This is a genomic window from Calothrix rhizosoleniae SC01, from assembly GCF_900185595.1.
In the GTDB taxonomy this organism is placed as follows: Bacteria; Cyanobacteriota; Cyanobacteriia; order Cyanobacteriales; family Nostocaceae; genus Calothrix_A; species Calothrix_A rhizosoleniae.
On the sequence record NZ_FYBH01000025.1, the window covers coordinates 1 to 20,450 of the forward strand.

14 protein-coding genes are annotated in these 20,450 nt (G+C 40.9%); 7 read left to right on the top strand and 7 right to left on the bottom strand.

Going from position 1 to position 20,450, the window contains the following annotated elements:
• Window positions 1-245: 245 nt before the first annotated feature.
• The 3 genes from CALSC_RS01160 (at window position 246) to CALSC_RS01170 (ending at window position 6,933) form a co-directional block, all read left to right on the top strand.
• Window positions 246-2,903 carry a TIGR03960 family B12-binding radical SAM protein gene (locus CALSC_RS01160; protein ID WP_088239602.1) on the top strand — a complete coding sequence of 886 codons (2,658 nt, stop codon included), beginning with the start codon at window positions 246-248 and terminating at the stop codon, window positions 2,901-2,903.
• A gap of 1,265 nt (window positions 2,904-4,168) precedes the next feature.
• Entirely contained in the window at window positions 4,169-6,262 is a 2,094-nt protein-coding gene (locus tag CALSC_RS01165; protein WP_088239603.1) for an Rne/Rng family ribonuclease, read from the top strand.
• Between the two features lie 2 nt (window positions 6,263-6,264).
• Window positions 6,265-6,933 carry a ribonuclease HII gene (locus CALSC_RS01170; RefSeq protein WP_088239604.1) on the top strand — a complete coding sequence of 223 codons (669 nt, stop codon included), beginning with the start codon at window positions 6,265-6,267 and terminating at the stop codon, window positions 6,931-6,933.
• 307 nt (window positions 6,934-7,240) lie between these two features.
• Here the strand turns inward: CALSC_RS01170 and CALSC_RS01175 are convergent, their stop codons facing one another.
• Window positions 7,241-7,828, bottom strand: coding sequence for a DUF1997 domain-containing protein (locus CALSC_RS01175; protein WP_088239605.1), 588 nt, complete (start codon window positions 7,826-7,828; stop codon window positions 7,241-7,243).
• A gap of 249 nt (window positions 7,829-8,077) precedes the next feature.
• On the opposite strand from CALSC_RS01175, the gene CALSC_RS01180 reads away from it, so the two are divergent.
• Together CALSC_RS01180 and pheA are read left to right on the top strand one after the other, a co-directional pair.
• Window positions 8,078-9,838 carry a glycosyltransferase family 39 protein gene (locus tag CALSC_RS01180; RefSeq protein ID WP_088239606.1) on the top strand — a complete coding sequence of 587 codons (1,761 nt, stop codon included), beginning with the start codon at window positions 8,078-8,080 and terminating at the stop codon, window positions 9,836-9,838.
• A 62-nt stretch (window positions 9,839-9,900) separates the two neighbouring features.
• Window positions 9,901-10,773, top strand: a complete 873-nt coding sequence (gene pheA / locus CALSC_RS01185; protein WP_088239607.1) for a prephenate dehydratase — start codon at window positions 9,901-9,903, stop codon at window positions 10,771-10,773.
• A 16-nt stretch (window positions 10,774-10,789) separates the two neighbouring features.
• Here pheA and CALSC_RS01190 read toward each other — a convergent pair whose 3' ends face one another.
• The 6 genes from CALSC_RS01190 to rpsL all read right to left on the bottom strand — a co-directional run bounded on the left by CALSC_RS01190 (window position 10,790) and on the right by rpsL (window position 17,032).
• Window positions 10,790-11,440, bottom strand: a complete 651-nt coding sequence (locus CALSC_RS01190; RefSeq protein ID WP_088239608.1) for an LON peptidase substrate-binding domain-containing protein — start codon at window positions 11,438-11,440, stop codon at window positions 10,790-10,792.
• Between the two features lie 348 nt (window positions 11,441-11,788).
• Window positions 11,789-12,106, bottom strand: coding sequence for a 30S ribosomal protein S10 (gene rpsJ / locus CALSC_RS01195; protein ID WP_088239609.1), 318 nt, complete (start codon window positions 12,104-12,106; stop codon window positions 11,789-11,791).
• Between the two features lie 195 nt (window positions 12,107-12,301).
• Window positions 12,302-13,531 carry an elongation factor Tu gene (gene tuf, locus CALSC_RS01200; RefSeq protein WP_088239610.1) on the bottom strand — a complete coding sequence of 410 codons (1,230 nt, stop codon included), beginning with the start codon at window positions 13,529-13,531 and terminating at the stop codon, window positions 12,302-12,304.
• Window positions 13,532-13,556: 25 nt separating this feature from the next.
• Window positions 13,557-15,638, bottom strand: a complete 2,082-nt coding sequence (gene fusA, locus CALSC_RS01205) for an elongation factor G (RefSeq protein WP_088239611.1) — start codon at window positions 15,636-15,638, stop codon at window positions 13,557-13,559.
• Window positions 15,639-15,762: 124 nt separating this feature from the next.
• Window positions 15,763-16,233 carry a 30S ribosomal protein S7 gene (rpsG, locus tag CALSC_RS01210; RefSeq protein WP_088239612.1) on the bottom strand — a complete coding sequence of 157 codons (471 nt, stop codon included), beginning with the start codon at window positions 16,231-16,233 and terminating at the stop codon, window positions 15,763-15,765.
• Window positions 16,234-16,651: 418 nt separating this feature from the next.
• Window positions 16,652-17,032: a 30S ribosomal protein S12 gene (rpsL, locus tag CALSC_RS01215; RefSeq protein ID WP_088239613.1), complete on the bottom strand. Its 381-nt coding sequence runs from the start codon at window positions 17,030-17,032 to the stop codon at window positions 16,652-16,654.
• Between the two features lie 1,416 nt (window positions 17,033-18,448).
• On the opposite strand from rpsL, the gene hisD reads away from it, so the two are divergent.
• A complete protein-coding gene (gene hisD / locus CALSC_RS01220) occupies window positions 18,449-19,747 on the top strand; it encodes a histidinol dehydrogenase (protein ID WP_088239614.1) in 1,299 nt (432 codons plus the stop codon).
• A gap of 178 nt (window positions 19,748-19,925) precedes the next feature.
• Window positions 19,926-20,351: a universal stress protein gene (locus CALSC_RS01225; RefSeq protein WP_088239615.1), complete on the top strand. Its 426-nt coding sequence runs from the start codon at window positions 19,926-19,928 to the stop codon at window positions 20,349-20,351.
• The last annotated feature ends 99 nt before the right edge of the window (window positions 20,352-20,450 follow it).

Sequence of the window (20,450 nt, forward strand, 5' to 3'; positions counted from 1 at the left end):
AGACCAGCTTTTCTTTCTTTCCATGTGTCGCAATCGTTTTTTAAATTGGTATTGGAAGTAAATTCTGATTATGGTGAGCAGCTATGCTGAAGCGGCGATGATGGAGTTAGAGATCCAAAATTTTCGATAATAAATTAAATTTCATGATTAATGATTTAGCAACTATATTTTTGCTAATACCCGATCTAAATGTTAATTTAGTAAATTGGTAGCTGTAATATTTAAAGTAGCTCAAAAATAGCATAGTGGCTGTTGCACTAAAAACATTAATCACATCGGATATAATAAAACCCGCTCGTTACTTGGGTAACGAACTTCTAGCGGTACATAAACCATGGAATCAGGCTGAAATACGCTGGGTGTTAACTTACCCAGAAATATATGAAGTTGGTGCATCCAATCTCGGTCATATCATTCTTTATAACATTTTGAATGCCCAGCCACGCCAATTGTGCGATCGCGCCTATTTACCAGGCTCGGACTTGTCAGCAAAGTTGAGGGACACGAATACGCCCTTATTTGCCGTAGAATCCAAGCGATCGCTCACAGAATTCGACATCTTAGGCTTTAGCCTCAGTTATGAATTGGGTGCAACCAATATTTTAGAAATGTTGGATTTGGCTGGTATTCCCCTGACGTGGCGAGAACGGTTAACGGGGAATCATCCCTTAGTATTTGCAGGGGGACAGACGGCAACATCTAACCCGGAACCCTATGCTGACTTCTTCGACTTCTTTGCTTTAGGTGATGGAGAAGAATTATTGCCGGAAATCGGCTTAGTTTTAGAGGAAGGGAAAACAGCAGGATTAAGCAGGGAAGAATTACTGTTGGACTTGGCTCAAGTCCCAGGAGTATATGTACCCCAGTTCTACACCATGAAGGTTGATGGCTCAGTCGCTCCCCAAGGTGTAGACGTACCTCAACGGATAATCCGCCGAGTATCCACCCCCATACCCGCATATTCCATTGGTCTAGTACCCTATGTACAAACAGTACATGATCGGCTGACCATAGAAATTCGCCGTGGCTGCACCCGTGGTTGTCGTTTTTGCCAACCAGGTATGCTCACCAGACCTGCTAGGGATGTAGAACCAGAACAAATAGTCACAGCCATTGAGAAGGGAATGGAGTCAACTGGTTACAATGAATTTTCCTTGTTATCCCTAAGTTGCTCCGATTATTTGTCCCTACCAGCCGTGGGGATGGAAATCAAAAATCGCCTCAAAAATGAGAATATCTCTTTATCACTACCTAGCCAAAGAGTAGATAGGTTTGACGAAAATATAGCCAATATCCTGGGAGGTTTACGCCAAAGTGGTTTGACTTTTGCCCCAGAAGCTGGTACCCAAAGGATGCGGGATATAGTCAACAAAGGTCTCACCAATGAAGAATTGTTGCGAGGGGTAAAAACTGCCTGGGAAAAGGGTTGGGATAAAATCAAACTTTACTTTATGATCGGCTTACCAGGGGAAACTGATGCCGATGTGGTGGGAATTGTGGAAACCGTAAGGTGGTTACGACGGCAGTGTCAAGCACAGCGCAGAAGACCATTAAACTTTAACTTAACAATTTCTAACTTTACCCCCAAACCCCATACCCCATTTCAGTGGCATTCTGTGTCAACTGCTGAATTTAAGCGTAAGCAGGAACTTTTGCGGCAAGAATTTCGGCGTATGAAAGGAGTCAAAGTCAATTTTACCGATGTGCGAATTTCGGCAATGGAAGACTTTGTGGGTAGAGGCGATCGCAGTTTAGGTAAAGTATTACAAAGAGCCTGGGAATTAGGCGCAGGGATGGATTCTTGGTATGAAGGTTTAGATAAAGCTTTTGCCGCTTGGGAACAAGCGATCACAGAGGCAGGACTAGATTGGAAATATCGTTTAGTAGAAAATGGCGAATGGAATCTGTTCCATCACCAAAATGTGCAGCATCAGGTAGAAGAACAGGAGTTAAACATAATTTCTCCTCCCACATCTCCACCCTTGGACTCCCTCAACCAACCTCTACCTTGGGATCATATTGATACAGGTATCGATAAAAAATGGTTACAAGAGGATCTAAAGCGTGCCTTGTCAGCTGCCATAATTCCCGACTGTTCCTTTGATGGTTGTTCCCATTGTGGTGTGTGCGGCACTGACTTTGGTCATAATATTGTGATTCCTCCACCAGCAATTCCCGAATTTGCTGGTGAATTTGTCCCCAACACTCAAAGAGACCAACGGCTGCGAGTCTGGTTTGGCAAACAGGGGGATATGACTTTAACCAGTCATTTAGATTTAGTGCGTCTTTTAGAACGCATAGTCCGTAGAGCCGGAATACCAGTAGCATTTACGGGAGGATTTCACCCCCATCCCCGGATTTCCATTGCTAACGCCTTGAGTTTAGGGGCTTCAAGTAGTGGCGAGATCATGGATTTTGAGTTAACTCAGATCATGGACGTAGCTACTTTTCAACAAAAATTGAGCGCCGTAATGCCAGTAGATATTCCTATATATAAAGTGGAAATACTGGATTTAAAAGCTCCCTCAGCCAATCAACTCCTGACAACTGCAGAATATTTACTAACCATTACAGTTGTTGATGAGATCACACCCACAACCTGGGAAAATTGGATTGATGCTATCAAAGCCACCCCAGAATTTTGGTGGGAACATACTAGCAAATCCGGTAAAACTCAGTTAGTAAATCTGCGCGATCGCCTATTAGAGTTGGAGATAGTTACATCTGCCAACAAAAAACCATATCATCCAGAAAGTGCAACTACATTGCGTTATTTGGGTAGTTGTCGAAACGACGGTACAACCTTGCGTCCCGAACAAATCCTGTTTATGCTAGAACAAACAACTGGCAGAGAATTTCAACTATTGCATATTCATCGCCAGCAGTTAATTTTGGCTGTATAATTCCTATCGAGAAGGTAAAACATTTATTTTACCTTTTTCCCAAGTAGCTATAGAAATTGAACTTTAGCTGCAACCAGATAGGGCGCAAAGTATCAAATCATTCAGCTTTGTTCTAACTCTTTCATTGCTTGACATGTTGACGACAATTAATCCCAACCAGCAGCCATGATATACTACAAACGTGCAGGTTAAACTAGATTAATAGCTAACCGCTGAAAGTGCCTTGTAACTTGACCTTTTTTTGAATTCAAAATTCAAAATTCAAAACGAAAAAAAATTTTGAATTAATTTATATGGAGAGTGCAGGCACCTACTGAATTTTGATTCAGTTTTTGTTTTAGTATTGTGTAGCTGTGGGGAGGGGCATCTCACCCAACCTAAATAAAGTGTCTTCTTCGGAGACGCTGCGCGAACAGTTCATGTCCGACGGGATACCGGGAGTCGCTGAGAAAACTACACTATGCTGCTTGCAGTCAGTGTGGGATGATGCCACCAAGGTTGCGTTAGAATGAGATGAAGAGAAAATTTCTGGCGCTGCATTCAGTGAAATGATTCATATCCCCGAAACTTAGGGGAGCAAAGTTATTTAGAGTAAAGTTTCTAGTGTTTTAGACTAGATAAACTGAGACAGATTAATATAGCTCTCTTTACAGCTAAGAGTGAATCATCGATCTATGTAGCTCCGTCAGGCTCTCTAAAATGTATGTTTTTTACCAAAACTGCCCAATACACCTACAGATTTTAGGAGTGCTGAGTGCAGCATACACCCTAGGGATAATTCCCTTGAAAGTGTGTACTGAAAAGCACATTATAGATAAAATCACCAGAGGTGGAGGGCAAAAAAGTATTTTTTGTTCTTTCTAGCCATGATTTTACAGTCAGGGCATGTCATTGAAAATCAACCATGGGCAGACCATTTAATTGTTTAAAAATATTTAGCCATTCCGGGACAGTCAAGCGCCTCAGCGCAGTTGTCGCGTAAATAGCTCGACGGGTTGTAGAATAATGTGCCAGTTGAAAATTAGGAATGGTAGCTGTACCATCGGCGTTACCTACCTCCTAGCAGAGAATCTCCCCAAGAGATTAACTGTCAGCAGCGCAGAACTTCTGAATTTGAAGAGAAGTGTCCTTCTCCCTCTCCTCGTTAGTTTTGAGCCTAGATGCAAAATTTTAATTACCAGCAGTACCTTGTGAGGCTTGCAGGGACGAGAGGAATAAGCATAACCTCAAGGAACCTTGGTGCTGCCATTTTTTGAGGAAATTGAATGCCAAAACAAATTATCATTGCCGAACAGCATCAAATCGCTGCCGTTTTTTCTGAAGACCAAATACAGGAACTAGTCGTTGCTACGGGTCATCACCAAATTGGTGATATATATCTAGGAGTCGTAGAAAATGTACTACCTGGGATAGATGCAGCTTTTGTTAATATTGGTGATCCAGAACGTAATGGCTTTATCCATGTAACTGATTTGGGTCCATTGAAGCTCAGGCGCACAGCAGCAGCAATTACAGAATTATTAGCACCACAACAGAAAGTTTTGGTGCAAGTCATGAAGGAGCCAACAGGAACAAAAGGCCCTAGACTTACAGGTAATATTACTTTGCCAGGGCGTTATGTAGTATTGATGCCCTATGGACGGGGAGTCAATTTGTCCCGGCGAATTAGGAACGAAAACGAACGCAATCGTTTGCGTGCCCTAGCAATTTTGCTCAAACCATCTGGCATGGGATTGTTGGTACGTACAGAAGCTGAAAGCAAGCCAGAAGAAGCAATTATCGAAGACTTGGAATCCCTACAAAGACAATGGGAATTGATTCAACAAGAGGCACAATCTACCCGTGCTCCTGCTTTGTTAAACCGGGACGATGACTTTATTCAACGGGTACTGCGAGATATGTACGGTGCAGATGTAAATCGCATCGTCGTTGATTCCAGCACCGGCTTAAAGCGGGTAAAGCAGTATTTGCAGAATTGGAGTGGGGGACAGACACCCCAAGGATTGCTCATCGATCATCACCGTGATCGCTCTCCCATTTTAGAGTATTTCCGCGTACATGCAGCAATTAGAGAAGCCCTCAAACCCAGAGTGGATTTACCTTCTGGTGGTTACATTATTATTGAGCCCACAGAAGCTTTAACAGTTATAGATGTGAACTCCGGCTCCTTCACCCGTTCAGCCACTGCGAGAGAAACAGTATTGTGGACTAATTGTGAAGCTGCTACGGAAATTGCTCGCCAGTTGCGTCTGCGGAATATTGCTGGGGTAATTGTAGTAGATTTCATTGATATGGAATCCCGCAAAGACCAACAGCAAGTGCTAGAACACTTTAATAAAGCACTCAAAGCAGATAAAGCTCGTCCTCAAATTGCCCAACTAACAGAATTAGGTTTAGTAGAACTTACCCGCAAACGTCAAGGGCAAAATATTTACGAATTGTTTGGTGAAACTTGTTCTGCCTGCGGTGGTTTAGGACATATTGTACATCTGCCTGGAGAAACGGAAACCAGATTGCCCTCACCCACAGAATTGCCAGATCGTTTTGCATCTATGGCTCAACGAGAACCACGGCTACCTGCTCCTCGGCTCCCAGAACAACGGGAAAGTTATGATACCTTTAGCGAAGGATATGACACAGAATCTGATATTGCTGCCCTAGATTTAATGAATCATCCTAGTTATCAAGAACTGGGAGATAGCAGTAAACGTCGCACCCGTCGCCGTCGCATCAATATCAACGGTGGTAATGGTAAAGATGAACCGCGAGTTGCAGCTAGCCCAATAGCATTCATCAACGAGCCAGACTTAGATATGGATGTTGAGAATGAGTTACCGGTTACTTCAGAATTGCCTCCTCCCAATGTGAACAAACAAAGTTGGGGTATGCGCACAGCAAGTCCCCAAGACAATCGCCCAGAACGTGGTAGAAGTTCTCGAGCAGATTTCGTCAAACCAATAGTGGAACCCCCGGAAATTGTTTCTGTAGAAATGACTGCTGAAGAGCAGGATGTGTATGCAGAAATGGGAGTTTCCCCTTTAGAAAAATTAGAGCGAGAGGTAAAAAATCCCAAATCTGTAATTATTAATGTCACATTGCCGGGACAAGAATCTAGCAACTCTCCCAATACTGAAGTATCTTCAGACACTGAAGTATCTTCAGAAATCGAAGCATCCTCAGAACCAACTACATCTACCAAGAAAATAGTCTTAGACAAACCCCAACCAGAATCCTCAAAGGAGGAAGTTATAGAAAATAAACCAAACTTTGTGGTGGTACCAGATGAAAGTGCCCCTACCAGCAAATCACCTGCTAAACGTCGGGTTCGCCGTCGCTCTTCAGCCAAAGAAACAGAATAATAATGGCTAAAAGACAAATGACTGCGGATGCGATTCAACAGTCAGCTGTAACCCAAGTCACAAAATGGCTAGAATTTTCCTTGGTATCAGAAGTTCCAGGACTATTGGCTGGGATTGATGAGGTGGGAAGAGGTGCTTTATTTGGACCAGTTGTAGCAGCAGCAGTAATCTTACCCAAAACCATTTTAGAAGCACCCATAGCTGTTGAAATTAAAGATAGTAAAAAACTATCTAGTTCTCGTCGAAATCACCTAGCACAGCAGATTTGTAACCTAGCAATAGATTGGAAAATAGGTTTTGCTGCCACTGGTGAAATTGATCGATTAAATATCTTACAGGCAACTCTGTTAGCCATGAAGCGAGCTGTAGTCAAACTAAAACAACAGCCAGCCTTATGCTTAATTGATGGGAATCAATCTATCAAAGATTTACTTTTACCACAGAAAACTATAGTTAAAGGAGATTCCCTTTCTCTTTCCATTGCTGCTGCCAGTATTGTGGCGAAGGTTTGGCGTGATGACCTCATAGTGCGTCTTGCTGGCAAATATACAATGTATGACTTGCGAAATAACAAAGGTTATGGTAGCAAGCGCCATTTATTGGCATTGCAACAACACGGTCCTTCTCCTTTACATCGCTTGTCTTTCCGTCCTTGTCAACCTAACCAATAGGAATTTAAAGCACGGTTTTTTCCGTGCTTTAGTTCTGCAATATGTCATGACAAAAGAGTAAAAAGATACAAGCCCCTGAAGTTAGACATGGGGTGAATCCAAAATCCGTCTTGAAAAGTTTGCTCAACGGGGGAACCCTCCTTCGGGTATCTCCTGAGCCTTCGGCACGGCTTCGCCGAACGGAGATGCTACGCGTTAGCAAAGTTCCTCTGGAAGAGACACGGTAGTTGTTCATGGGGGAAGCCCCCAAGACCACACTACACTCACCGCACCGCAACTTTCCACAAAATCCAAAATTGTTGGGCTATTATTCTATATTCCAAATCGAAAATTCCTGAGATTCAAAAGTAGAGGTTGTGACTTGGGTTTGTAATTTCACCCAATGGCAATAATCTACTATTAATTGACGCAATAACCTTTGCTTAATCGTTAATAAAACACTTTTAAGCAAGCTATTACCAGTGGTTTCTAGAATTGGTTTGGGCGTTAAAGAAAATGGTAGTGGTAGCTCTACTAGTACTTCTAAATTAGCATTCCCTTGCAAGTACGTATTACTATGGATATCGTAGGGTGATAAATGTCCATGTAGCTTTAAATCAAATCGGTGGTTAATATACTCAATACCAATAATTTCACAACCTACAGAGTGTAAATGTACCGTACCATCAGGTACTGCCCATACTTTCATGTCAACAGTAGGTTGAATAGTTAGTGACATAAATGCCAATGGACGCATTTTCAAGCGAAAAACTTCATTAGTTAGGGGTTGAACACAGCTGGATTCAGCTAGGGCATTAACTAGGCGTTGAGGCTGACGCAAGTAGTGCTGAATGGGTATAGACTGCTGAGGTACAGAAATTTCTACTGACTGGGAGGCAATAAACTTGGTCGCCATAAACTCATAAACTTAAATTGTGTGATATTTATATTATTAATTAATTTCGGCTTTTTATTAACTATTATTAACTATTATAAAATTCAATCAGGCTGACGTTAAATTTGCATCATCAGGTTATTATTCATATCTAAAAATATAAATTTGCTCAGATTAATTGACAGAAGAGTAAAAGGATACAAACTCCTGACTTGAGACATCGGGTGAACCCAAAATCCAAAATCCAAAATTGTTTGATCTATTGTTTGCATGAATCAACGTAATCATCTGGGGTTACTGCTACTATGGGTAATCCTTGGTACTGCTCTGCGCTTTTTGCGTCTGGAATCTCTACCTCCTTGGACAGATGAATTTGCCACCATTGTTTTTAGTTTGGGTAATAGTTTTCACTCAGTACCCCTAGATCAAGTTATTAATGCAGATGTACTGTTACAACCCCTACAACCCAATGCTAAAGCTGGCATAGGGTCGGTCATTAATTCCTTGTTTCAGGAAAGTACCCATCCCCCCGTATACTTTATCCTTACCCATGTATGGATGAGACTCTTTTCCTCAATTCCAGACTTAGCCTCTATTTGGGTGGCGCGATCGCTGAGTGCGGTTTTAGGAGTAATATCTATACCTGTAATGTTTCTCTTTGGTAGTTTTGCCTTTCGCTCCCCATTGGTAGGTCAGTTAGCAGCAGCGATGATGGCTGTTTCTCCCTACGTAGTTTTTCTAAGTAAAGAAGCACGACATTATACATTAATTGTATTATTAGTAATTGCTTCTCTGTCTTGCTTGATTAAAGCAATTCGGGATATCCAGAGTCGAAAAGTTTTGTCTAGATGGATAGCATTTGTTTGGATTGCCATTAATAGTTTGGGAGTAGCAACCCACTATTTTTTTGTTCTCAGTTTAGTGGCACAAGGATTAGTATTTTTGATTTTAATATGGCAGCAGTTAAGAAAAAATAAATCTTTATTAGGACAAAATTATTGGCGAATTATCTGGGTAGTAGTATTGGGAACTCTGATTGGCTGTTTAGTGTGGTTACCTGCACTGCAAAATATTTATGGTAGTGAACCGACTGCCTGGGTTTCTGATGGAAAGCCTAGTTTGGCACCAATTTTACGTCTGCTGCTGTGGATGATGAGTATGTTGTTTTTATTGCCTTCTGCATTCACCAATTTACCGATGGTAATTGTGGTAATTTCTGGCATAACCACCATATTATTCTTGTTTTGGGTAATACCCAAGTTGCTTTCTGGTATGCAAATTCAATCCCAGGATACTAATGCTCGTTTACTTATCCATTATCTCAGTATTTATATAGGCAGTGCGATCGCTTTCTTTTTATTTTTCACCTATATTCTGGGTATGGATTTAACCTTAGCAGCTCGTTTCCAGTTTGTTTATGCTCCAGCAGTAATTCTGCTGATAGCAGCAGGGTTAGCCGGTTTTTGGCAATCTGTGAATCAAAATATCTCCAAGGTTCCGCCACAAGCACAGTCAACTGTCTCAAAATCATTTTCATTGATGGGACTATTAACAAAAGTGCAAACAATTCCCCAGATAACAGTATCAATAATTTGGCTAATGGCATTTTTCGGAGGAATAACAGTACTCTGGAATTGGGGTTATCTCCAAAATCATCGTTCTGATATATTGGCTCCCATCATCCACAATAAATCTCAGGTTCCTGTTCTCATTGCCACCACCCATAAGCATCATGGGCAAACAGGAAGAATAATGAGCCTAGCTTGGGAACAGCAAAAATTTCTCAATTCTTCAATCAATATCCAGAATTGGCAGTTCTTTTTCGCTCACAGAAATCCAATTACCAAAGATTACACCCAGGCTGTGGATAAACTGCAAGCACAACTCTCTCAAATGCCCAAACCTCTTGATTTATGGTTGGTAGACTTTCGTGCCCCTATTGATTTAGCATCCCAGAATTGCTTCTCTGAGCAAGAATATCGTCAATCGGCTGGCGAATACCGCTACCAAATGTATCACTGTAGGAGGTGAAAAATTACTTTTGCCACCAAGTATGTAATAACCAAAACCTAAAATCTAAAATCTAAAATTGTATGACTATATCTATTGCTCATTTAGGTCCTCCTGGTACTTATGCAGAACAAGCTGCCATGATGTATAGTAATTGGCTAACTCAATTTACAGAGGAAAAGGTTTTCTTATGCCCTTATTCTACTATTGCCCAAACCTTACATGCAGTATCTCAAGGGCAATCATCTTTGGGAGTTATACCAGTAGAAAATTCCATCGAAGGGGTTGTGACTGTTACTCTTGATACTCTATGGCAGTTGGATAATTTACGTATTCAGCTAGCTTTAGTTATGCCTATTACTCACACATTAATTTCCTGTGCTGGTAATTTACAGGAGATCAAAACAGTTTATTCCCATCCTCAAGCCTTAGCACAGTGCCAGAAATGGCTAGAAAGTTTTGTTCCCAAAGCACAACTAATTTCTTCTAATTCAACCACAGAAGCACTAGAACTGCTAAAAAGTGATACTACAGCAGCAGCTATTTCTTCTCAACGAGCCGCACAACTACGCAAATTACCCATCTTAAATACGGGAATTAATGATTACCGAGAAAACTTTACCCGTTTTTGGGTCGTTAGCCAAAATCATCAACCCAATGCTCATAGAACATTAAAAAAATCCCTTAGTTATACTTCTCTAGCGTTCAGTGTCCCTGCCAATATTCCTGGTGCTTTAGTGAAACCCCTACAGGTATTTGCTAATCTTGGTATCAATCTTAGCCGCATTCAATCTCGTCCCACCAAAAGGTCATTAGGTGAGTACTTGTTTTTTATTGACCTAGAAGCAGACTCCACTTCTGCAGAAATGGATTCAGCTTTGGCAGAGTTGAGGAATTACACAGAAGTAATGAAACTATTTGGTAGTTATGACGTAATGCCAATCAATAATTTTTGATTAGCAATCATCATCATCACAGTTTTTGATCAAAAGTATCTTTGAGAACAGTACGAGCTGCTAAATGGCTACGAGTCGAAGTCAATATTTCCGATTCTCGATGCAAACGAGCAGCCGTATCTTGCATTTCTAATAATGCTTGCTGTTCTGTAGCTGCTCCATATAGGTTACTTGCTATCCAGTAGGAGAGTTCCAGGGGCAAATCAGGTAAGTCTTGTGGTAAATCAATATCTTGCTCAGTTAACTTTCCTGAAAGACGCACCACATCCCGTAACAATTGTTCTACTTCAGTTGCCATAGGACGTAAGTCTGACTGAGTTGGCTTATCTTCTATCCATTCGACTAAGCCGACTCGATAAGGCTTTTCCCTCACATACTCTAATAATCGAAATCTTTGCTGTCCCGTAGCTAATATTTTCATCCGGTCATCTGGTAGCCTTTGGTACTCAGTTATTTCCGCACAACAACCAATATTAGCGATTGTACCTTGTCCTGGATCAATCATTAATACTCCAAACCTGCGATCGCTTGACAAAACCGTATTCATCATGATCCGGTAACGGAACTCAAAAATATGCAGTGGTAGTGGTCTATTGGGGAAAAGAACTACTTCTGGTAACGGGAACAGAGGTAATTCGCAAACAGCTATTTGGGGAGATGATGTCATTTTTACTTTGGTATCGATTGAATCTTATAAAAGTTTCTAATCTATTGTTTTTCCCGTAGTTTTAATATATTTTAGCATCTTGATTTTCTGAATAAATAAAAAGCCCTGAGAAATGTTATCTAGGGCAAAGTAAAAAATAGAACTAATTAATTTAATAATTCAATTACCAGAAACTTGGCGAGAGTGTAAAAGCCTCTGAGAGACTGCAATACAGTTGGGTACTTCATACTTCTATTTACTCACCCTTATTTATATTTGGGTGATAGCTAATCAGAAGCAAAGCAACGTGGTTTTAACCTGTCGCTTAGCATCCTTTTAGAATCCCTTCGCCTGTAGGTAGGGGAGTAATCAAAGTTTTACTTCAATATCCACACCTGAGGGTAAATCTAGTTTCATAAGAGCATCAATAGTCTTAGAAGAAGGCTGATAAATATCCACAATGCGTCGATGGGTACGGGTTTCAAAGTGTTCTCGGGAATCTTTATCAACGTGGGGCGATCGCAATACACAATAGATGCGGCGCTTTGTAGGTAAAGGAATCGGGCCAATTGCTGTAGCGTTAGTGCGGTTAGCCGTATCTACAATCTTTTCACAAGATGTATCTAACAAACGACGGTCAAAAGCTTGTAAACGAATTCTAATCTTTTGCTGCTGCAGAGTTGCCATTTTAAATTTTCCTGGTTCTGAGTAATTTTAGATTTTAGATTTTAGATTTTGGATTGTGCTAAGGAATGCGAATAAAATAAAGTACAAATTTGATTGTAAGTTAATAAATCCAAGTTCCTTAAGGTTGTGGGGATGTAAAAGGAGCAGAGAGAAATTACATCATCTCTGCTCCCTAATTAATTGCAGTACAAGATGCTACTTAACAATCTTGGAAACCACACCAGCACCGATGGTACGACCACCTTCACGGATCGCAAAACGCATTCCTTTTTCAATCGCAATGGCGTTTATCAGTGTCACATTCATCTTAATACGGTCTCCGGGCATTACCATTTCCGCCGCACTACCATCATCAGCAGTGAAGCTATCGATGGTTCCAGTTACATCGGTTGTCCGTACATAAAACTGAGGGCGGTAACCAGAAAAGAATGGAGTTTTACGACCACCTTCTTTATCTGTTAATACGTAAACCTCACCTTCAAATTGAGTGTGAGGGGTGATAGAACCAGGCTTGGCAAGTACCATACCCCGTTCAATATCATCCTTCTGCATACCACGTAGTAACAAACCAGCATTATCCCCTGCCATACCTTCGTCGAGACTCTTCTTGAACATCTCGATACCAGTCACAGTGGTGTTGCGAGTGTCTTTAATACCAACCAACTCAACAACATCGCCAATTTTCACCTTTCCACGCTCAATTCTACCGGTGGCTACAGTTCCGCGACCTGTGATAGAGAATACGTCTTCTACTGCCATTAAGAAGGGCTTATCTACATCACGCTCAGGGGTAGGAATGTAAGAATCGACATTATCCATCAAGTCATAAATTTTATCTACCCACTTATTCTCACCACGTTGTGTTTTGGGGTTAGCAGTCATGTGTTCCAGTGCTTGCAAGCCAGAACCACTAGTGATAGGAATTTCATCTCCAGGGAAATCATAGTCAGATAGCAATTCCTGAACTTCTAATTCCACCAATTCCAATAGTTCTGCGTCATCTACCATGTCTTCCTTGTTTAAGAAGACTACCAGGTTAGGTACACCCACCTGACGTGCTAACAGGATGTGTTCCCGAGTTTGGGGCATGGGGCCATCAGCAGCAGATACTACCAGGATTGCTCCATCCATCTGGGCTGCACCAGTGATCATATTCTTCACGTAGTCAGCGTGTCCGGGGCAATCTACATGAGCGTAGTGACGACTTTCAGTTTCGTATTCTACGTGGGCTGTATTAATTGTAATACCCCGTGCTTTCTCTTCAGGAGCATTATCAATTTGATCGTAAGCCCTTGCCTGAGCCTGACCTAGTGCTGATAAGGTCATGGTAATAGCTGCTGTTAATGTGGTTTTACCATGATCAACATGACCAATAGTACCAATATTAACGTGGGGTTTACTCCTTTCAAACTTTGCGCGTGCCATGAATGCTGATTTCCTTTTTTTCTAATTAAGCGTTCCCTTTGCTTTTAGCTATGATTGCCTCAGCAACATTGCGAGGCACTTCTTCGTAATGGCTAAATTCCATTGAGAAGATTCCCCGACCTTGGGTTCTTGACCGGATATCTGTGGCATAGCCAAACATCTCTGCCAATGGTACTTTCGCAGTTACTTGAGAAAGACCCTGCTCAGAACCCATACCCTCAATTTGCCCCCGACGGGAGTTGAGGTCACCCATCACATCCCCCAGAAAGTTTTCAGGTACTTCTACCTCAACTTTCATCATTGGTTCTAAGAGGACGGGTGAAGCCTTCATTGCTGCTGCTTTCATTGCCATAGAACCGGCAATTTTAAAAGCCATTTCTGAAGAGTCTACATCATGATAAGAACCATCGATCAACGTTGCCTTAACATCAATTAGTGGATATCCAGCCAGAATCCCTGATTCACAGGTTTCTTTCATTCCTAATTCCACTGGTGAAATATACTCTTTAGGTATAGCCCCACCAACGATTTTGGAAATGAATTCAAAGCCGCTTCCACCTTCTGCCGGCTCTAAGTCCACTACAACGTGACCATACTGTCCTTTACCACCACTTTGGCGAATGAATTTACCTTCTACTTTATTGACAGACTTACGAATGGTTTCTCGGTAAGCTACTTGTGGCGCACCAATATTAGCTTCCACCTTAAATTCTCGTAGCATTCTGTCCACCAGAATTTCTAGGTGTAATTCACCCATCCCTGCAATTACAGTTTGATTGGTTTCGGAATCGACGCTGACACGGAATGTTGGGTCTTCTTCTGAAAGAGTTTGCAGAGCCTTGGAGAGTTTATCCATGTCATTCTTGGTTTTGGGTTCCACCGCCACCGAGATCACAGGTTCGGGAATATACAGAGATTCGAGAATTACTGATGTATTCTCATCATCACATAAGGTGTCACCTGTCAAGGTTTCCTTTAATCCCAAAGCTGCTCCTAAGTCACCTGCACGCAGCTCATCAACATCTATCCGCTCATCTGCCTTCATGACGACCAAACGGGAAATCCTTTCTTTCTTGTTTTTCGTGGCATTGAAGACGTAACTGCCTTTTTTCAATACACCAGAATAAACACGAACAAAGGTTAAGCGACCATATGGATCAGCCATAATTTTGAAAGCCAGTGCTGATAAAGGCCCATCGTCATCAGCGTGTCTTTCCACCGTCTCCCCATTGGGGAGTGTACCTTGAATTGGCGGTACTTCAGTTGGTGCAGGGAGATAATTTACAACTGCATCCAGCAATAATTGCACGCCTTTATTTTTGAAAGCAGACCCGCAAAGCACAGGCACAATAGTACCTGCCAGTACGCCTTGACGCAGAGCTTTGCTAATTTCTTTTTCTGTAAGTTCTTCACCCTCGAAATACTTCACCATCAAGTCATCATCAGTTTCAGCTACCGCTTCAACTAACTTGCTGCGGTACTCTTTGACCTGAGCTTGCATTTCTGCGGGGATATCTGTTTGTTGAATATCAGTTCCTTGATCATTGGTGTACATGTAAGCAACCATGTTCACCAAATCCACAATTCCCCGGAATTCGTTTTCACTACCAATAGGCAACTGGATGGCAACGGCATTTGTCCGCAAGCGATCGCGTACTTGCTCTAATACCCGATAAAAATTAGCACCAGTACGATCCATTTTGTTGACAAAGACTATACGTGGTACCTGATAGCGATCTGCCTGACGCCAGACTGTCTCTGTCTGTGGCTGTACACCACCTACAGAACATAAAACTGTAATCACACCATCCAGTACCCGCATGGAGCGTTCCACTTCAATCGTGAAATCAACGTGACCGGGAGTATCAATAATATTTATTTGATGTTCTTTCCAACTGGTGCTGATTGCAGCAGCGGTGATGGTAATTCCCCTTTCCCGCTCCTGATCCATCCAGTCAGTGACAGCTGTTCCTTCGTGGACCTCACCAATTTTATGGATTATGCCAGAGTAGAACAATATTCTCTCTGTTGTTGTTGTTTTACCCGCATCTATATGTGCCGCAATACCTATATTGCGTACTTTTTCTAGGGGGTGAGTACGTGCCACGGCTGCCTCCTATAGTTTTCGCCTCATGATATCTCGTATATTACGTTTTATTTAAGATTTTGTGTTTTGCTGGCAAATACACAAGATATATCACTTAGAACACTGGGATTAATCGTTGCTTTACTTAGTAACGATAGTGTGCAAAGGCTTTGTTCGCTTCAGCCATCCGGTGAGTTTCTTCGCGCTTGCGAATCGCATTTCCGGTTTCATTGGCAGCATCCATTAATTCATTGGCCAATTTGCCTGCCATTGTCCGCCCTGAACGTTGTCGGGAGAAGTTTACTAAGTAACGCAGTGCCAGGGTTGTACCTCGCTCTGAGCGTACTTCCATTGGTACTTGGTAGGTTGCTCCACCAACACGGCGAGCTTTCACTTCCACGAGGGGTGTGGCATTCCGCACCGCTCTTTCAAAAGTTTCTAAGGGATCGCCACCAGTTCGTTCCTCAATTGTTTTCATGGCATCATAAACAATTCTTGCTGCCAGAGATTTTTTGCCATGACGCATGATCCGGCGAATCATCATGCTTACAAGACGACTGTTATAAACTGAGTCAGGGGGAACTGGGCGCCTTTGTATAACACCACGACGAGACATATTTCAACCTTTAATTCGGACTTGGCGATGATTAATATTCTGCAAGAGGGATGGTTTGTAACTACATTGAAGGTCATGATGACCTTATAGAGTTACTATCCCCAGCAAGAAAATTAGAACAGAGCGACAATTATTATATACCGTAATCCAGTATATTAAAATTTTGCTGCCGCTTACAGCATTCTAAAATTCCTGCATCATTTTGATTAACAGGCTACACATGTATTTACAGGCTAACTAGATTGTTCCCAAACAGTTAGCTACTGTGAAATTGATTTTTAGTTTTACATAATTCAGGTAATTTATGGATTAGTAACAAATTACTAATCCCTACACCTGAGTCCAAAACTATAATCGCCCATTCTTATAGCTAGCCTAAAGTGGTAACCAACATGATTGTTCTTGTTGATTCTCTATCTTAGGAGGCAGCTTTAGGACGTTTAGTTCCATATTTGGAACGACTTTGCTTACGGTCTTTGACCCCAGCAGTGTCTAAAGTACCACGGATGATGTGGTATCTAACTCCTGGTAAGTCTTTAACCCTACCGCCACGAATCATGACCACAGAGTGCTCTTGCAAGTTATGACCTATCCCTGGAATATAAGCAGTAACTTCAAATCCAGAGGTTAATCTTACCCTCGCTACTTTGCGGAGAGCTGAATTAGGCTTTTTCGGGGTAGTTGTGTAAACCCTGGTACACACCCCCCGACGTTGAGGGCATTGTTTCAGAGCCGGGGATTTGGTTTTCTGACGTGCTTTTTCGCGTTCGTTTCGTATTAGTTGCTGTATTGTTGGCATGAGTTACAGCACGTAAAGTGGCTTATGCATAAGTTTTAACAAATCGTCATTATATCGTTTTGGAGTTTTTTTTGTCAAACATTATCTCCAGGTCAATTGTCTTGCTAGTCCCATAGAAAAAATACTGTCAAGTATGTAACAGAACAAGATTTATCCGTGAGTGAATATGAACTAGATTATTTTATGGATTTACATTCGTACAAATATTCTTTTTTACCAAGCTGATAATCTTAAATCATTGCAGTCATAAATTTAATCCCAATTTGGGAAATAATTGCTACAGATGGGAAGAGAGAAAAGCTTATGTAGTAAGTCTTTTACAATCCAAAATCGTTCAACTGAGCGCTCACTACGAAGTCTCAAATCTAAAATCCAAAATGATACAATTGGGGATAATTTGGTTTCAAAAAACTTTTTTATAACTTCATAAAGCTAACAGTGATGATTTTTCCAAAAAAATTAGGAAAGTCTGAAAATAATAGAAATGACAAGAGCCTAAACTAGTCCAGAATACTCATACAAATACTCACAATATTGCTAGGGCGAGAAAATTGTCAATACCAACTATCTTGTGAAATATGTATAAATATATAAAAGTTAGAGACGAGATAATTAAAGATTATGATTATGAAGCCAGATATTAAGTGAAGCAAATGCTGTGCTGTAATCCTACTAATCACAAAATCTCTATTTTTTTGACAAGCTTTGGGTGCTTTAGTATTTCCACATTTATCATAAATCAAACAGAATTTCTATAGATATTTAAATAATATTATTCAATATTTATGAAGTTAGAATGAACTTAAAGAATGAATATTATAAATGAATTGAATGAGGTATTTTTTAGAAGTTTTAACTTGATGATTATGAAGATTACGGCCATGATTGATGTGCAAATTATGAAATAAATTAAGATAAATTAATCAATAGCCAAACATTAGCCAATAACCAATATGGATATATTGTAGAAATAATTTATGAAATGCACTATAATTGTGATAATTAAGTCAAAAAATAGAATATTCTTACCATTAACAAATTAATGTAAGGTTACTGAATTAACAGGAATACTGTATCTCCCAGAGTAATATATAGAAAATTAAACTCAATCAAACTGAGATGTAAATAAAATTGACATCTTCATATCCTCTTGTTGGCGAAAAACCCTTGTTTATCTAGCAAGTAATCGAAAACTGGGTGATTTGTGTGGGTAAAACGAATTAAGAGTTTACAATTGGTCAAAATTATCAGTTATATCCTCATAAATTATCTTCAAAGGAAGTAATGAAAGTATCAAAAAAATCCAAGCTAAGCTAGAGAAGAGGATTAAAGTTAGCTCCCAAGTCTAATTCAGACAAAGAAGCAATACTGATTCTCGCATCAATAATTTTCTAAAGTTGGCATTGTCCTTATTCCATGCTGCGAATCATTAATCAGCAGACAGAATTTAAAGCAGAGTTACAAAGGATCTGCGATCGCACCAATGATGAACTAGTGGTTCATAAGGAAGCTACTGTTCGAGAGGTGTTACAAGGCGTAAAACGCCAAGGTGATAAAGCCGTATTACACTATACGGCAGAATTTGATAACCAGACTTTAAATGCAGAAGAGCTAAGGGTTACGGCTTCCGAATTAGATGTGGCTTATCAACAGATATCCCAAGAATTGTTGGCTGCGATTCGGTTAGCAGGTCGTCAAATCGAAGCTTTTCATCGCCAAAGAGTTCCTAAAAGTTGGGTGCATTTTGGAGATGATGATGTAGTGTTAGGTAAACGCTATACTCCTGTAGACAAAGCTGGATTATATATCCCCGGTGGCCGTGGGACTTATCCCAGTACGGTGTTAATGAATGCAATTCCAGCTAAAGTCGCTGGGGTGCCACAAGTAGTAATGGTTACACCACCAGGAGTAGGAAAGGCAATTCATCCAGCAGTGCTGGTAGCCGCCCAAGAAGCTGGGATACAAGAAATTTATCGAATTGGTGGGGCACAAGCGATCGCTGCCTTAGCCTATGGGACCCAAACAATCCCCAAAGTAAATTTGATTGCTGGACCAGGGAATATTTATGTAACCTTGGCAAAAAAATTAGTTTATGGTTTAGTAGGGATTGATTCCTTGTCTGTGGCAGGTGAAGTCATTATTATTGCCGATGAAACAGCCAATTCCCAACATGTGGCAATAGACTTAATCGCCCAGGCAGAAAAAGACCCAATGGCGGCAGCAATTTTATTGACGACAGATGAAAATTTGGCAAAAGAAGTGCAAGCATCTGTAGCTAGGCAGTTAGTGAACCACCCCAAACGTCTACTGACTGAAAAAGCAATCGCCCATTATGGATTAATTGCAATTGTGGAATCATTGGCGATCGCAACTACCCTGACCAATGACTTTGCCCCTAAACACTTACAGTTACAGGTAGAAGATCCTTGGGCATTATTACCATTAATTCGCCATGCTGGAGCGATATTTATTGGTCATTCCACACCGGAAGCAGTAGGGGAATATGTAGCTGGCCCTAGTCATATATTACCTACATCTGGTACTTGTCGTTATGCTTCCCCATTGGGTGTAGAGACATTTCTCAAACACTCCAGTATTATTCAATACTCCCATACGGCGCTAACCAAAGTGGTAGATGCAATTGATATACTTGCCAAATCAGAAGGATTATCTTCCCATAGTGATTCTGTACAACGTCGATTAAAGCCAGATTAAATAATGCTAAATTATTACTTTTTTTCATAAATTTTTGACAAAATTCAATTCATGGCCGCAAACTGAAATTTTAGAGTGATATAAACTAAAAATTCTATTTGGGAAATAGTTGCTATAGCCATAAATCACTTTTGTCTGACACCGATGTAGGGGATCTACTTTTTTGGAGACAACAGCAGTGCTCAAAACTATTTTGGTAGCTTTAGACGCTTCGGAGATTACCGAGCGAGTTATTCAAACTTTGCAAGACTTGGCTCTGCCAAAAGAAAGCAAGGTAGTACTTTGTCATGTGTTTGCACCACCAGATACAGATCATGAACTACCTGCTGATCGACCTCATCCCAAGTCAGCCGAAGTATCCTATTTACAAATTGAAAAACAATTACAGTCTTATCAAAAACAACTTACTTCAAACAGTGAATTGGAACTAGTTACAGGTGATCCCGCCGAAGAAATTATTCGTCTTGGTAATATTTATCAAGCAGATTTAATTGTTATTGGTAGTCGTGGCTTAACTGGCATGAAGCGCATTGTCCAAGGTTCTGTGAGTAGTCAAGTAGTGGAAGAAGCCCATTGTTCTGTGCTGGTGGTAAAGCCAAACTAGTACTCTTGATCTAACCTTGTTCTTGGAGTGAGAAAATTCCTTGTGTGAGCAACACCCAATTCTCACAAACTTGACACCAATTTGAAAAATGATTGCAAC

Excerpts from the sequence above, each read along its gene's own strand:
- CALSC_RS01180 (WP_088239606.1), top strand. The coding sequence starts at position 8,078 with ATGAATCAACGTAATCATCTGGGGTTACTGCTACTATGGGTAATCCTT.
- CALSC_RS01165 (WP_088239603.1), top strand. The coding sequence starts at position 4,169 with ATGCCAAAACAAATTATCATTGCCGAACAGCATCAAATCGCTGCCGTT.
- CALSC_RS01190 (WP_088239608.1), bottom strand. The coding sequence starts at position 11,440 with ATGACATCATCTCCCCAAATAGCTGTTTGCGAATTACCTCTGTTCCCG.
- tuf (WP_088239610.1), bottom strand. The coding sequence starts at position 13,531 with ATGGCACGCGCAAAGTTTGAAAGGAGTAAACCCCACGTTAATATTGGT.
- pheA (WP_088239607.1), top strand. The coding sequence starts at position 9,901 with ATGACTATATCTATTGCTCATTTAGGTCCTCCTGGTACTTATGCAGAA.
- CALSC_RS01170 (WP_088239604.1), top strand. The coding sequence starts at position 6,265 with ATGGCTAAAAGACAAATGACTGCGGATGCGATTCAACAGTCAGCTGTA.
- hisD (WP_088239614.1), top strand. The coding sequence starts at position 18,449 with ATGCTGCGAATCATTAATCAGCAGACAGAATTTAAAGCAGAGTTACAA.
- CALSC_RS01175 (WP_088239605.1), bottom strand. The coding sequence starts at position 7,828 with ATGGCGACCAAGTTTATTGCCTCCCAGTCAGTAGAAATTTCTGTACCT.
- rpsL (WP_088239613.1), bottom strand. The coding sequence starts at position 17,032 with ATGCCAACAATACAGCAACTAATACGAAACGAACGCGAAAAAGCACGT.
- rpsJ (WP_088239609.1), bottom strand. The coding sequence starts at position 12,106 with ATGGCAACTCTGCAGCAGCAAAAGATTAGAATTCGTTTACAAGCTTTT.
- rpsG (WP_088239612.1), bottom strand. The coding sequence starts at position 16,233 with ATGTCTCGTCGTGGTGTTATACAAAGGCGCCCAGTTCCCCCTGACTCA.